The 12,900-nt window shown below is 62.9% G+C and carries 16 protein-coding genes; 6 read left to right on the forward strand and 10 right to left on the reverse strand.

Annotation, left to right across the window (positions count from 1 at the left end; genetic code table 11):
• The first annotated feature begins 91 nt into the window (after positions 1-91).
• Together AC2FLM_RS08340 and AC2FLM_RS08345 are read left to right on the forward strand one after the other, a co-directional pair.
• A complete protein-coding gene (locus AC2FLM_RS08340) occupies positions 92-370 on the forward strand; it encodes an I78 family peptidase inhibitor (RefSeq protein ID WP_234145783.1) in 279 nt (92 codons plus the stop codon).
• Between the two features lie 73 nt (positions 371-443).
• A complete protein-coding gene (locus AC2FLM_RS08345) occupies positions 444-911 on the forward strand; it encodes a DUF1203 domain-containing protein (protein ID WP_496857180.1) in 468 nt (155 codons plus the stop codon).
• Positions 912-921: 10 nt separating this feature from the next.
• Here the strand turns inward: AC2FLM_RS08345 and AC2FLM_RS08350 are convergent, their stop codons facing one another.
• Positions 922-1,851, reverse strand: a complete 930-nt coding sequence (locus AC2FLM_RS08350; protein WP_496857182.1) for an ABC transporter ATP-binding protein — start codon at positions 1,849-1,851, stop codon at positions 922-924.
• 89 nt (positions 1,852-1,940) lie between these two features.
• Between AC2FLM_RS08350 and AC2FLM_RS08355 the strand changes: the two genes are divergently transcribed.
• The 3 genes from AC2FLM_RS08355 to polA all read left to right on the forward strand — a co-directional run bounded on the left by AC2FLM_RS08355 (position 1,941) and on the right by polA (position 5,542).
• The gene (locus tag AC2FLM_RS08355; protein ID WP_234139101.1) at positions 1,941-2,117 is read left to right on the forward strand and encodes a zinc-finger domain-containing protein; all 177 of its coding nucleotides are present in this window, start codon (positions 1,941-1,943) and stop codon (positions 2,115-2,117) included.
• 82 nt (positions 2,118-2,199) lie between these two features.
• Entirely contained in the window at positions 2,200-2,670 is a 471-nt protein-coding gene (locus tag AC2FLM_RS08360) for a hypothetical protein (protein ID WP_234139100.1), read from the forward strand.
• A 70-nt stretch (positions 2,671-2,740) separates the two neighbouring features.
• Complete coding sequence (gene polA, locus AC2FLM_RS08365) at positions 2,741-5,542, forward strand: DNA polymerase I (RefSeq protein WP_496857185.1); 2,802 nt, start codon at positions 2,741-2,743, stop codon at positions 5,540-5,542.
• A 45-nt stretch (positions 5,543-5,587) separates the two neighbouring features.
• Here polA and AC2FLM_RS08370 read toward each other — a convergent pair whose 3' ends face one another.
• The 3 genes from AC2FLM_RS08370 to mbfA all read right to left on the reverse strand — a co-directional run bounded on the left by AC2FLM_RS08370 (position 5,588) and on the right by mbfA (position 7,828).
• Entirely contained in the window at positions 5,588-5,818 is a 231-nt protein-coding gene (locus tag AC2FLM_RS08370; RefSeq protein ID WP_234145787.1) for a DUF2798 domain-containing protein, read from the reverse strand.
• Positions 5,819-5,884: 66 nt separating this feature from the next.
• Positions 5,885-6,814 (reverse strand): AEC family transporter, encoded by a 930-nt coding sequence (locus tag AC2FLM_RS08375; protein WP_496857187.1) that lies wholly within the window; start codon positions 6,812-6,814, stop codon positions 5,885-5,887.
• A gap of 39 nt (positions 6,815-6,853) precedes the next feature.
• Entirely contained in the window at positions 6,854-7,828 is a 975-nt protein-coding gene (gene mbfA, locus AC2FLM_RS08380) for an iron exporter MbfA (protein ID WP_496857189.1), read from the reverse strand.
• A gap of 130 nt (positions 7,829-7,958) precedes the next feature.
• Between mbfA and AC2FLM_RS08385 the strand changes: the two genes are divergently transcribed.
• Positions 7,959-8,576, forward strand: a complete 618-nt coding sequence (locus AC2FLM_RS08385; RefSeq protein ID WP_234221966.1) for a TetR/AcrR family transcriptional regulator — start codon at positions 7,959-7,961, stop codon at positions 8,574-8,576.
• Between the two features lie 71 nt (positions 8,577-8,647).
• Here AC2FLM_RS08385 and rpsO read toward each other — a convergent pair whose 3' ends face one another.
• From rpsO to rbfA, 6 genes are all read right to left on the reverse strand, one after another.
• Positions 8,648-8,917: a 30S ribosomal protein S15 gene (gene rpsO / locus AC2FLM_RS08390; RefSeq protein ID WP_234145791.1), complete on the reverse strand. Its 270-nt coding sequence runs from the start codon at positions 8,915-8,917 to the stop codon at positions 8,648-8,650.
• 154 nt (positions 8,918-9,071) lie between these two features.
• On the reverse strand, positions 9,072-10,100 hold the full coding sequence (locus AC2FLM_RS08395; protein ID WP_496857192.1) for a calcium-binding protein: 1,029 nt from the start codon (positions 10,098-10,100) through the stop codon (positions 9,072-9,074).
• 84 nt (positions 10,101-10,184) lie between these two features.
• The gene (locus AC2FLM_RS08400) at positions 10,185-10,706 is read right to left on the reverse strand and encodes a DUF1643 domain-containing protein (RefSeq protein ID WP_496857194.1); all 522 of its coding nucleotides are present in this window, start codon (positions 10,704-10,706) and stop codon (positions 10,185-10,187) included.
• Positions 10,707-10,751: 45 nt separating this feature from the next.
• A complete protein-coding gene (truB, locus tag AC2FLM_RS08405; RefSeq protein WP_496857196.1) occupies positions 10,752-11,663 on the reverse strand; it encodes a tRNA pseudouridine(55) synthase TruB in 912 nt (303 codons plus the stop codon).
• 78 nt (positions 11,664-11,741) lie between these two features.
• The gene (locus AC2FLM_RS08410) at positions 11,742-12,479 is read right to left on the reverse strand and encodes a phosphodiester glycosidase family protein (protein ID WP_496857198.1); all 738 of its coding nucleotides are present in this window, start codon (positions 12,477-12,479) and stop codon (positions 11,742-11,744) included.
• A complete protein-coding gene (gene rbfA / locus AC2FLM_RS08415) occupies positions 12,476-12,871 on the reverse strand; it encodes a 30S ribosome-binding factor RbfA (protein ID WP_234139090.1) in 396 nt (131 codons plus the stop codon). Before rbfA ends, AC2FLM_RS08410 begins: the two co-directional genes overlap by 4 nt.
• Between the last annotated feature and the right edge of the window lie 29 nt (positions 12,872-12,900).

A 12,900-nucleotide genomic window follows, 5' to 3' on the forward strand; every position in this document is an offset into this window, starting at 1 on the left:
CGAGAGCCGGGTTTCTTTGATACCGGTTTCGTGTCAGGTTCCGACCGCACCTGACCACACGGAACCGACATTTGTCAAAAAAGGAACGCCAATGTATCGATTTACCCCGATCTTTCTTTTGCTCGCCGCCTGTGCAGATACGGTTGAGGAACCTCGCGCAGCGGAACCGGCGCCGGTCGATCTGAGCTTTTGCAAGGGAGATGACCTGGGGGATATCGTCGGTCAGCCGGTTGCCACTGTGAGCCATCTGCTGCCCGAAGGCGCTCGCGTGATCGGCCCCGATAGCCTTGTTACGCAGGATTATCGCCCGAACCGTCTGAACGTCTCGACGGACAAGGCGGGACTGGTGACCCGGCTGTCCTGCGGCTGAACCCGCAGGAACCGGGTCGCGAGCCATGGGCTTGTTGCGCGATATCTGCGGTATGTTCAGACTGGAGAGCCGCATGATCCGCATCACCGCATTGCAAACCGAAACCGTCCGCGCCTGGCAAAGAGGCGCAACCGACGCCTATGGCAACCACCCCGAGCGTGTCCTGTCAGACGGGGCTGGCAACCCGTGCCGTCATTGCCTTCGCTACATACCGCAGGGAGCGCCGATGTTGATTCTCGCGCATCGCCCGTTTGACGGGCTGCACCCCTATGCCGAGACCGGGCCGATCTTTGTCTGTGCCGAACCCTGTAACCGCCATGCCGAGGACAGCCCGTTGCCCGAGGTGCTGACCAGTTCGCCCGACTACCTGATCAAGGGTTATGGGCGTGACGACCGTATCGTCTATGGCACCGGGCACGTGGTGCCGGCAGACGGTTTGCAAGAGGCGGCAAAGACGATGCTGAGACGGCCTGATGTCGCCTATGCGCATGTACGATCGGCCCGCAACAACTGTTACCAGGCAAGGATCGACCGGGCATGATCGGGGCAGGTCAGGTTGATGACGTCAGTGCCAGGAACACATCCTCGAGATCGGCCTGTTCGGTGCGCACGTCGCGAATGCGGATGCCAGCGGAGCGGACCGCTTCCAGCACAGCCTCCGCGCTGGTGCTCTGGCTGTGATAGCGCAATGCCAGAGTGCCGTCGTCGCGCGCCTCGGCCTCGATTCCCGGGCCTTGCGGCAGATCGGTGATGGGCCCTTCGGGTTGGATCACCATTGCGCGCGCGTCGAGGCGGCTGAGCAGGTTGGCGGTGCTGTCCCGCGCCACCACCTGACCCTGGTTGATGATGGCGATCTGATCACACATCTCCTGCGCCTCTTCCAGGTAATGGGTGGTCAGGATGATGGTCATGCCTTCGGCGTTCAGCTTGCGCACATTGGTCCAGAGCATCTGGCGCAGCTCGATATCGACGCCGGCGGTGGGTTCGTCCAGCACCAGAACCTGGGGCCGGTGCACCAGCGCCTTGCCCAGCAACAGCCGCCGCCGCATGCCGCCCGACAGGGTACGGGCATAGGCCTCGGCCTTGTCTGTCAGGCCGATCATGGCGAGGATTTGGTCGCTCCAGCGCCGTGATTTGGGCACACCGTATAGACCGGCCTGAACTTCCAGCGCGGCACGCGGGGTGAAGAACGGGTCGAGGTTCAGCTCTTGCGGCATCACCCCGATGGCGGCACGCGACTGGCGCGGGTTCTGGTCCTGGTCGAATCCCCAGATCGTGACCTTGCCGGCGGTCTTGGTGACCAGCCCGGCAAGGATGTTGATCAATGTGGATTTCCCGGCGCCGTTGGGCCCCAGCAGACCAAAGACCGAGCCGCGCGCCACGCTCAGGTCGATCCCTTTCAGAGCCTGCTTTTCCGGCTGTCCGTGACTGCCGCGATAGGTCTTGGTCAGACCCTCGATCCGGATTGCGTCTTCGGTCATGCGCGGCTCTTGCTCCTGCTCGCCTTGTCGCTCATAAACGGACCTAATCCATGTCCGCAGTGCCGACAACCTGAAGAAAGGCCCCCGCGATGACCATCCAAGCGCCGGAAACCAAGATCGTTGAAAAAAGCCGCGTTGCCTGTGACGGGGGCGAAGGCGCTTTGGGACACCCGCGCGTCTGGTTGCAGATCCCCGAGGATAGCGGCTGGGTCGAATGCCCCTATTGCGATTGCAAATATGTTTTGAAGGGCACAGAGCAAGGCTGATAGCCTGCCCAACCGGGTTCCGCCCAAATCTCGCCCCGATTTTCACTTAGCCGCTTTGGTGCGACCATCGTGGGTAAGTGACATGACAGACATGACCGCTGCTGATACGGGCAACCCGGTTTTTGGTTGGACCGGATTCTTCCTTGCAGCACTAGCCTTGTTCGCGGCGCTTTTCGTGTTCTGGGCCGGGCCGTTTGCACCGCAACAATCCACCGGCGTTTCGCTGGGCGAGCTTGCTGCCGAGATCGGAAAATCGACTTTGAGGGCCGCCGCAGGCATGGAGCAACCCGAACCGGTCGCCCCCACCCGCGACCTGGATGACTACTTGCGTATCGGTGTCGCCATGTTGGGCGGTTTGGCAATTGTTGTCTCGGTGATTGGCATCCTTCGTCATGAAAAACGACGTCCGGCCATCGCCGGAGTGGTCATCGGAACGGGCGCGATCCTGTTCCAGTTTGTTACCGTAGCTTTTTTCGCCCTCCTCGGCGCGTTGGTCATCATGGCGCTGCTGAACAGTTTCTCGGATGTGTTCAGCGGTCTGTTTGGCGGTTAAGGCATGTTCCTGACTGGTCACCCGGCTGACCCTGTGGCAGAACCATCCCTGACCGACAGGGAGAGCGCGCATGAGCAATTTCGGGAAAGGCTGCCATCTGCATCTGATCGACGGATCGGCCTTTATCTTTCGCGCCTATCACGCGCTGCCGCCGCTGACGCGCAAATCCGACGGGCTGCCGATCGGGGCGGTGTCCGGCTTCTGCAACATGCTGCAACGCTATGTCGATGGTGATCACGGGCCCGATGCGCCGACCCATCTGGCGGTGATCTTCGACAAGGGCAGTCACACCTTCCGCAACGACCTCTACGACCTTTACAAGGCAAACCGCGAGGCAATGCCCGAGGACCTGCGTCCACAGATTCCGCTGACCCGGCGGGCGACCGAGGCGTTCAACATCCCCTGCAAGGAGCTGGAGGGATATGAGGCTGACGACATCATCGCCACCCTGGCGCATCAGGCGCGCGACGCGGGCGGGCGGGTGACCATCGTCAGTTCCGACAAGGACCTGATGCAACTGGTGGGTGACGGGGTCGAGATGTTCGACGCCATGAAGAGCAAGCGCATCGACCGCGACGGCGTGTTCGAGAAATTCGGCGTTTTCCCTGACCGCGTTGTCGATGTGCAGGCGCTGGCGGGCGACAGCGTCGACAACGTGCCCGGCGCGCCGGGTATCGGCGTCAAGACCGCGGCGCTGCTGATCAACGAATTCGGCTCGCTCGAGGAACTGCTGGACCGCGCCGAAGAGATTAAGCAGCCCAAGCGCCGCCAGACCCTGATCGACATGCGCGCCCAGATCGAGCTTTCGAAACGTCTGGTTGCGCTTGACGCCAACACCCCGCTCGATTTCACGCTCGATGATCTGGAACTGCGCGACCCGGATCCCGAGAAACTCCTTGGCTTCCTGGCCGAGATGGAGTTCCGCACCCTGACCAAGCGGATCGCCGACAAGCTGGGGGCCGAGGCTCCGGTGATCGCCGAGAAGGCCTCGCCAGAGGCCGAAGAGGCGCCCCAGCCCGAGCAGCCGCCATTCGATGCGTCCAGATACGAATGCGTGCGTGATGCGGCGGCGTTGGAAAAATGGATCGCACAGGCGCGTGAACGCGGCTGGGTCGCGGTCGATACCGAGACCACCGGCCTCAACGAGATGACCGCCGATCTGGTCGGTATCTCGCTGGCGGTGGAACCGGGCGCCGCCTGCTACATTCCGCTGACCCATCGCGACGGTGACGCGGGTGATCTCTTTGGCTCGGACAAGCTGGCCGAGGGGCAGATGCCGCTGCAAGAGGGACTCGATCTGCTGAAACCGGTGCTCGAGGATCCCGCGATCCTCAAGATCGGGCAGAACATGAAATATGATGCAAAGATCTTTGCCCGCTACGGTGTCGCCGTGTCGCCAATCGACGACACCATGTTGCTGTCCTATGCGATGCATGGTGGTTTGCACGGGCATGGGATGGACACGCTCAGCGAACGCTATCTCAGCCATACACCGATCCCGATCAAGCCGCTCTTGGGTTCGGGCAAATCGGCGATCACCTTTGACAAGGTGCCGATCGACGAGGCGACCGCCTATGCCGCCGAGGATGCCGACATCACACTGCGGCTCTGGCAGCTGTTCAAACCGCAACTACACCGCGCGCAGGTCACCACCGTCTATGAAACGCTGGAACGCCCGCTGGTGCCGGTGCTGGCCGAGATGGAGATGCATGGTGTCAAGGTCGACCGCGAGGTGCTGAGCCGGATGTCGAACGCCTTTGCGCAAAAGATGGCGGGGCTCGAGGCCGAGATTCACGACCTGGCAGGTGAGACATTCAACGTTGGGTCGCCTGCTCAAGTGGGCGAGATCCTGTTCGACAAGATGTCGCTTGAGGGCGGCAAGAAGGGCAAGACCGGCAAGTATTCGACCCCGGCGGATGTGCTCGAGGATCTGGCGACCGAACACGAACTGCCCGCGCGCATCCTCGACTGGCGGCAGCTGAGCAAGCTGAAATCAACCTATACCGACGCGCTCCAGACCCATATCAACCCCGATACCGGGCGGGTCCATACCTCTTATTCGATCACTGGCGCCAATACCGGGCGGCTGGCCTCGACCGACCCGAACCTGCAAAACATCCCCGTCCGCACCGAAGAAGGCCGCCGCATCCGCGAGGCTTTCGTGGCCGAGCCGGGCAATGTTCTGCTGAGCCTCGACTACTCCCAGATCGAGCTGCGCATCCTGGCCCATATCGCCGATATCCCGGCGTTGAAACAGGCGTTTGCCGACGGGCTCGACATCCACGCGATGACCGCGTCCGAGATGTTCGACGTGCCGCTTGCGGAAATGACGCCCGAGATCCGCCGTCGCGCCAAGGCGATCAACTTTGGCGTGATCTACGGCATCTCGGGCTTTGGTCTGGCGCGCAACCTGCGCATTCCGCGCGCCGAGGCGCAGGAATTCATCGACCGCTATTTCGAGCGTTTCCCCGGCATCCGGACCTACATGGACGACACCATCGCCTTTGCCAAGGAGCATGGCTATGTACAGACCCTGTTCGGCCGGCGCATCCATACACCCGAGATCAACGCCAAGGGGCCACATGCAGGCTTTGCCCGCCGCGCGGCGATCAATGCGCCGATCCAGGGTACGGCGGCGGATGTGATCCGCCGCGCCATGGTGCGGATGCCGGATGCCATTCGCGACCTGCCGGCAAAAATGCTGCTTCAGGTGCATGACGAACTTCTGTTCGAAGTGGCAGAGGACGCTGTCGAGGACACTATCGCCGCAGCTCGCGATATAATGGAGGGCGCCGCCGATCCGGCGGTGCGACTGGATGTGCGGCTGGTGGTGGATGCGGGCCGGGGCGCCAACTGGGCCGAGGCACATTAGCGTCCGCGGTTCGCGTAGCGCCCCGTCAACCTGACCTGGCCGGGTTCAGGTTTCGCTGCGCACCAGGGCGGCGACCAGACGACGGGTCAACGGCGCCACGAACAGCAGCACCACCAGCGCGATGGGCCAGGCCAGCATCCAGGCGCTCATCCATTTGGCGGCCATGCCCGGAGCCACTCCGACAGCTCGGACCGTGGCCACGCATGTCACGATACAAGACATCAGGCCGGACATGATCGCGGCAGAGAGCAGGGGGGCGAACCGGGCGGGAAACATAGATATCTCCTAATGCATTCAAAATACCGCATATAACATCACCATCCGCGATGCAATCGCTTCGGATCAGACGGCACTGACCCAGGCGATAAAGGCGGGTACGGTCAGGATCGAGACGGCGGTTGAGAGCAGGATCGCCGCTGAAGCGCGCTGTGGCGCCACCCCGTAATGGGCGGCCAGCATATAGACATTGCCCGCCACCGGCAGCGCTGCGGCGGCAATCGCGACCGAGGCCGAGAACGCATCGACCGGGAACACCCACAAAACCGCCAGCGCCACCAGAACCGGGTGGATGATCAGCTTGCACAGGCTCAGCCAGGCGGCGATCTGTACCCGTTCGGCCGAGCGTCCAGCCAGCGAGGCGCCGATTGCAAACAGCGCGCCGGGGGTCGCCGCCCCACCGAGAATGGTCAGAAAATCGTTCAGCGGTCCGGGGATCGGCAGGCGCAGCGATGACCAGATCAGCCCGGCGGAGATGCTGACGATCATCGGGTTCTTGAGCAGCCCCAGACCGATCAGGCGCAGCGTCCCAAGGCTCAGCCGCCCGTCACGCCCGCCATTGATCAGGATCACGATGAGCGAGGAAAACACGATCAGATCGACCGACAGGACCAGCATCACCGGGCCGATCGCCGCCTCGCCAAACAGCATGGCAAGCATCGGCAGGCCTAGAAAGCCGACATTGCCGATGGCGGCGCATTGCGCCTCGACCGCTGCGGTCGGCACGTCCAACCGGCGCAGGAACGCCACCAGCGAGGCGACGCCATAGACACCGGCGGTGCCCCAAAGATAGCCCATCACCAGTTGTCCGTTGAAAATCTCGGCAAAGGGCAGGGTCGCGGCAAACCGGAACAGCATCGCCGACAGGGCAAAGAAGAACACGAACTTGGTCAGATAGGCGGTCGCCTCGGGCGTGAAGAACCGTGTGCGACCGGCCCAGAACCCCAGGCCGATGATCACGAAAAATGGCAATGTGCGCAGAAAGATCTCGACCATTCGAAACTGGTAACATGATTTGACCGGATGACAAGGCCGCTAGCCGCTGCCGATCAGCACTCCGGCGGCCAACACCAGCGCGCCGCCCACCACAACCTGGAATGCGGCGCGGAAGAACGGCGTTTCCATATATTTGTTCTGGATCCAGGCAATGGCCCAAAGCTCGAAAAACACGATGAAGATCGCGATGCTGGTCGCGGTCCAGAAATCGGGGATCAGATAGGGCAAGGCATGGCCCAGCCCGCCCAGCGTCGTCATGATGCCCGAGGCAAAGCCGCGCTTGACCGGAGAGCCCCGGCCCGACAATTCGCCATCGTCCGAGGCGGCCTCGGTAAAACCCATCGAGATGCCGGCCCCGACCGAGGCGGCGACACCGACCAGAAAGGTGGTCCAGGTGTCCTGAGTGGCGAATGCGGTGGCAAAGATCGGTGCCAGTGTCGACACCGACCCGTCCATCAGCCCGGCCAGTCCCGGCTGTACCCAGGTCAGGATGAACTGGCGATGCGCGGTTGCTTCCTCTGTCGCGCGGGTCTCGTCGTCCAGATGGGTCAATTCAAGATCGGACGCGGTGGCCTGATGCCCTGCCTCTGCGGCGGCTAGATCTCCCAGCAACTTGCGGGTGGCGGCATCGGTCGAGCGGGCGGCGGCGGCCAGATAAAACCGCTCGGCATCGCGCTCCATCGCGGTTGCCTCGGTGCGAATTCGTTCGATCCCGAGGTTTTCGACCAGCCAGACGGGCCTGCGCGCATAATACCCGGCTACATGCTCGCGCCGGATCAGCGGGATCACCGCGCCAAAGCGGCGTTCATGCAGGGCGATCAGTTGGGCCCGGTGTTGATCCTCTTCGGCGGCCATGCCGTCGAACAGTTTGGCCGTCGCCGAATAGTCGGCGCGCAGCATTTCAGCATACGAGCGGTAAATACGAGCATCGTCCTCTTCGGACGAGATCGCCAAGGCGATAACCTCTTGTTCCGACAGATCGCGGAAGTGTTTGCGATAGGAGAGAAACCGCATGCTCGACCTCTGTTTTAGAATGATTCCAAGATAACGCGGGCCAACGCGGTTGCAACCCGTTTCGCCCGAATCGTTGAAACTCCACCCGTCGCAAAATAGGTTGAAAAAACCGAATATCAGCGGAGACGGAATGACCCAGGCTGCGACCATCCTGCGCACGGGACGCAAATTCGACCAGGTGCTCAGGGGTGCGCGCGACGTGTTCATGAGCGATGGGTTCGAAGGTGCCAATGTCGATGACATTGCCCGCGCGGCCGGGGTGTCCAAGGCGACGCTCTATAGCTACTTCCCCGACAAGCGCCTTTTGTTCGTCGAGGTGGCGCAGACCGAGTGTCAGCTGATGGCCGAGCGCATTCTGGCGATGGTCGATGAAACGCGCCCCGTGCGCGAAGTGCTGACCATCACCGCGACTCAGCTGGTGGCATTTCTGACGTCGGATTTTGCGCAGCAGGTGTTCCGAATCTGCCTTGCAGAACGCGAACGTTTCCCCGAACTGGCGCGTGCCTTTTATGCGGCGGGTCCCGAGAACGGGCAGCGCCAGATTTGTGAGTATCTGGAAAAGGCGGTCGAAAAGGGCGAACTGGTGATCCACGATATTCCGATGGCCGCCGAGCAGTTCTCGGAACTGTGCAAGACGCGTCTGTGGACACGCGCCGTATTCGGCATCCAGACCCGCTTCAGCCAGGCCGAGATCGACGAGGTTGCTTTGGCCGCCGTCGATACATTTCTGGCGCGTTACGGGGCCTGACGGCGGCAAGTGGCCAAATGAAAAACGCCCGCCAGTGGCGGGCGCTTTCCCAAATCCGATTGCGGACCCGATTAGCGGCGCAGGCCCAGACGCTCGATCAGCGACTGATAGCGGGCTTCGTCCTTGCCTTTCAGATAGTCCAACAGCTTGCGGCGCTGAGCCACGAGCTTGAGCAGACCACGGCGGCCGTGGTTGTCTTTCTTGTGGGTCTTGAAATGCTCGGTCAGGGTCGAGATGCGCGAGCTGAGGATGGCAACCTGGACCTCGGGCGAACCGGTGTCGCCTTCCTTGGTGCCATATTCCTTCATCACGCGTGCTTTTTCTTCGGCAGTGATCGACATCGGGGTCTCCTTGTCAGGTTAGAGTGAATGGCGCAGGCCGGGATGTCGTCCAGCACAGGCCCATGGAGAGTTTCCGCACCAGAGCGATTCCGATGCGGATGCGCGCGTATACGCGGAATAGTCAGAGAGAGCAAAGGCTTTCTGCGGTTGCAGCTCAGGCGGCGGTGCCGGCAAGGGACAGGTCGCCCGGACGCGCCAGCACGATATCGCCGACACTCTCCGGTGCACCGCCACGCAGCAGCGCAACCTCGTGTCCGTCCACGGTGACCCGGCTGATGTCGGGATTCTCGGCATCCCTGCTGATCTCGATCTCGGGGGCCTGCCCCTCGGGACCGTCCCAGATCACCATCAAGCGATCCTCGTCAGGGTCGAAATCCATGACCTCGATCGCGGCACCATCCGACGACCAATCGCCGGCGATGATGTTGTCGGCACCGTCGCCACCGGTGACAATGTCGCCCGCCCCGGCCCAGATCGTGTCGTCGCCCTGCCCGCCATTGAGGTAATCGGGGGCCTGGTCCTCGGGCGCGGCCGGGATGCCATCTCGTCCCTCGACCCCGAGGATCAGATCATTGCCGAAACCGCCGAACAAGCTGTCCCGACCCGCGTCGCCGGACAGGGTATCGTCGCCATATCCGCCATGCAAAGCGTCGTTGTCGTCGCCACCATCCAGAAGGTCGTCATCCTGCCCGCCATAAAGCGTGTCGTCGCCGCGGCCGCCTTGCATCTTGTCATTGCCGAAATGGCCGAACAGGTTGTCATTGCCAGCACCGCCATCCAGGCTGTCATCGCCGTCCTCGCCATGCAACAGGTCGAACCCGTCGCCGCCACGGATCTCGTCGTCGCCGTTGGCGCCATGCAGCGTGTCGTTGCCTTCTGCCCCGTCGATGGTGTCGTTCAGATCGTACCCGTTGATCTGATCGTCCCCGTCTTCGCCGGTCAGAACGTCGCCCGCCTTGCCACCGGACAGGACAAGCCCATCAGCGCCGATGATGACGTCCGACATCAAGAGAGGTTCAGGCGCGGGGCCGCCGGAAATCATGCCCAGCGTTTCGGTGCTTTCGCTCTCCTGCTGGTCCTCTTCCGGCAGAAGCTCGTCATCACCGTTTTCTTCGCTTCCCCCCGTCATGAGCACGACGCCGCCAACGGCGGCCAGCCCCAACAGACTTGCGAGCATCAACATCCCACTACTCCAGACACACGTCACCCCTGTCTGCAAATATCCCACTATTGCAAGGGGTTCGTCAAAGTCGATCAGGATGGATGGTTAACAAGTGCCGGGTCCGGGCCAGAGCGCAGGTTGCTGCGCATACCCGATATAGAGCGGGTGCTTGGGATGCCCGTCCTTGGTCAGTCCCAGGTGGAACAGCGGCAGCCCGGTCCCACGCAGCAACCGTTCAACTGCTGGTCCACGGTCCAGATGGGCGCCATGCGTGCCCCAGGCGGCGACGATCTGATCTGCCCATTCGGTGCCCGCCAGGATGGCCGCATCGTTCTCTGGCCCGACCGGATCGGCGGCGGCGCGCATTTTGCGGGGATCGGTGTCGCGCCAGGCAAAGATATTGGTCACCTGAAAGGCGCCAAATCCCAGCGTGCGCGCCCGCCGCTCGCAGCGTTCAACCGTTGGATCGTTTTGCACCTCGGTCGCGGTCGAGGGGTTCAGCATCACGAACAGCGCCTTGCGCCCGGCCGGGTCCCAGACACGGGTCAGGCTGTAGCGGTAGCGCTCGCAGTCGGAATAGATGGCGGTCGACGGTGCGTCGCCCTTGGTATGGGTACGGGTGATCATGGGCGTGCCCTAGCACGCGCTGCGCCTTGCGTCACGCCCCGGAGGTTACTCGGACAAGGCAAAGACCCGCGACGGGTGCAGCTCGCCGGACTTGTATACCCCCACCGCCACCGCGCGCCCCTCGAACGAGGCCCAGGCCTCGTCGCCATATTCCGCGTCACCGGGATAGACCATGCCGGGATTGCCGTTGCGCAGGCGCTGGGCGCCTTCGGGGCTGCATTTCAGCTCGGGCAGGTCGGCCAGACCCTCCTCGAGCGGGCGCAGATAGCTGTCGAGTTCGGGCGTCTTGGCCAGCGCGTCGACCTGTTCGATCGTGATACCGTCCTCGGCCTCGAACGGGCCCGACCAGATGCGGCGCAGCTCGCGCACATGGCCGTGACAGCCCAGCGCGGTACCTAGGTCGCGGGCGATCGAGCGGACATAGCCGCCCTTGCCGCAGGTCATCTCCAGTACAACGTGGTCGGCGTCGGGCCGATCCACCATCAACAGTTCCTCGACCCAGAGCGGGCGGGCGGCCAGTTCCACATCCTCGCCGTCGCGGGCCAGCTTATAGGCGCGTTGGCCATCGATCTTGACCGCCGAGAACTTGGGCGGCACCTGCATGATATCGCCCAGGAACGGTGCCAGCGCTTCCTTAATCTGTTCATCCGTGGGGCGCAAGTCGCTAGAGGCGATCACCTCGCCCTCGGCATCGTCGGTATTGGTGGCTTGGCCCAGACGCACGGTAAAGACATAGGCCTTGAGCGCGTCGGTGATATAGGGAACCGTCTTGGTCGCCTCTCCCAGCGCGATGGCCAGAACGCCGGTGGCCTCGGGGTCGAGTGTTCCGGCATGACCGGCCTTGTTGGCGCCCAGCGCCCAGCGGACCTTGTTGACGACGGCGGTCGAGGTCATGCCGGCGGGCTTGTCCACCACCAGCCATCCCGAAATGTCGCGTCCCTTGCGTTTGCGTGCCATCCTGCCCTCGTCCAGATCTGAGGCGCGCGACCTATCTGATCCGGGCCGGGCTGTCAATTTGTGCCGCGCGGGTGCGGTTCAGCGATCGTCGACCGCGACGCCAACGATCGGGCCCATGGAAAAGCCCAGATCGGCACGGTTCTGCGACGGCGCGTAAAGGCGCGAGATATTGCCGTCGAAATAGAGCGCGTTTGGCGTTTTCAGTACATCGCGGAACAGGGTTCCGAATTCGTGAAACGTCACCGAGTTTCCCGAGATCGCAAATACGGCGCGTGTGCCATCGGCGCTGGTGCCAACCCCGTTGCGGATATAGCGCGAGGTCGAATCGGGCAGGAATCGCGGGTGCAGTGCGCCATCGATCACCAGCATCGGCCCGGATTGGGTGGCAAAGCGGCAATCCGGTTTCGCGGCCTGATAGTCGAGTGTCTCGATCACATCCGCCCGGCCCGGACGCAGGCAGAACACCCCGTTCGGCAACAGGCCGAAATTGCCTGGCCCGGCATTGGCGATCACCCGCTTTTGTTCGACCCCGTTCTCGACATAATGCCCGACAGGCGAGCGGTCGTCGTGATACATGCCCGCGTTCATGGCAAAGGCCAGCCGCTTGCCCTCGGCCCGCAGCGTCTGGTCGACGGTCGAGAACTGACCCAGCAGTGTCCCGTCCGCGTCATTGAGAAACAACCGCAGGTCCGCGTTGCGGGCATCCACCTCGCACACGGTATAAAGGTTGCCGCCATGGGTCAGGTCGCGGCACTCCACCGCCGCTGCCTGACCTGCGCCGGTCAACAGGGCGAGGACAGCCGCCGCCCGGATCACTCGTCCAGATCGCGGCGCACCGCGTCCTGATCGAACATCCGCCGCGTATCGTCGAGCCGGTCGAATGTCTCGTCCAGCCGGAACCGCAGGTCGGGGGTGAATTTCAGCCCCAGTTTCTTGCCGATCACCCGGCGCAGCTCTCCCTTGTTGCGGGACAGCAGTTGCACCACATCCTCTTGCCCCTTGCCACCCAGCGGCAGCACATAGGCGGTGGCGATCTTGAGGTCGGGAGAGGTGCGTACCTCGCCCACTGTGATCGACATCCGGTTCAGGTCGGGGTCATGCACGTCGCCGCGCGCCAGCACCTCGGACAGGGTGCGGCGGATTACTTCGCCGACACGCAGCTGACGCTGCGACGGGCCTGGGCCATCGTGGAACTTGTTCTTTGCCATGGCTTCGATCTAAGCGCAAAGCGAGGCTT

It is taken from the genome of Ruegeria sp. SAZD011 (assembly GCF_059612545.1).

Coding starts and splice junctions, on each gene's coding strand:
- AC2FLM_RS08340 (WP_234145783.1), top strand. CDS start 92: ATGTATCGATTTACCCCGATCTTTCTTTTGCTCGCCGCCTGTGCAGAT.
- AC2FLM_RS08345 (WP_496857180.1), top strand. CDS start 444: ATGATCCGCATCACCGCATTGCAAACCGAAACCGTCCGCGCCTGGCAA.
- AC2FLM_RS08350 (WP_496857182.1), bottom strand. CDS start 1,851: ATGACCGAAGACGCAATCCGGATCGAGGGTCTGACCAAGACCTATCGC.
- AC2FLM_RS08355 (WP_234139101.1), top strand. CDS start 1,941: ATGACCATCCAAGCGCCGGAAACCAAGATCGTTGAAAAAAGCCGCGTT.
- AC2FLM_RS08360 (WP_234139100.1), top strand. CDS start 2,200: ATGACAGACATGACCGCTGCTGATACGGGCAACCCGGTTTTTGGTTGG.
- polA (WP_496857185.1), top strand. CDS start 2,741: ATGAGCAATTTCGGGAAAGGCTGCCATCTGCATCTGATCGACGGATCG.
- AC2FLM_RS08370 (WP_234145787.1), bottom strand. CDS start 5,818: ATGTTTCCCGCCCGGTTCGCCCCCCTGCTCTCTGCCGCGATCATGTCC.
- AC2FLM_RS08375 (WP_496857187.1), bottom strand. CDS start 6,814: ATGGTCGAGATCTTTCTGCGCACATTGCCATTTTTCGTGATCATCGGC.
- mbfA (WP_496857189.1), bottom strand. CDS start 7,828: ATGCGGTTTCTCTCCTATCGCAAACACTTCCGCGATCTGTCGGAACAA.
- AC2FLM_RS08385 (WP_234221966.1), top strand. CDS start 7,959: ATGACCCAGGCTGCGACCATCCTGCGCACGGGACGCAAATTCGACCAG.
- rpsO (WP_234145791.1), bottom strand. CDS start 8,917: ATGTCGATCACTGCCGAAGAAAAAGCACGCGTGATGAAGGAATATGGC.
- AC2FLM_RS08395 (WP_496857192.1), bottom strand. CDS start 10,100: ATGTTGATGCTCGCAAGTCTGTTGGGGCTGGCCGCCGTTGGCGGCGTC.
- AC2FLM_RS08400 (WP_496857194.1), bottom strand. CDS start 10,706: ATGATCACCCGTACCCATACCAAGGGCGACGCACCGTCGACCGCCATC.
- truB (WP_496857196.1), bottom strand. CDS start 11,663: ATGGCACGCAAACGCAAGGGACGCGACATTTCGGGATGGCTGGTGGTG.
- rbfA (WP_234139090.1), bottom strand. CDS start 12,871: ATGGCAAAGAACAAGTTCCACGATGGCCCAGGCCCGTCGCAGCGTCAG.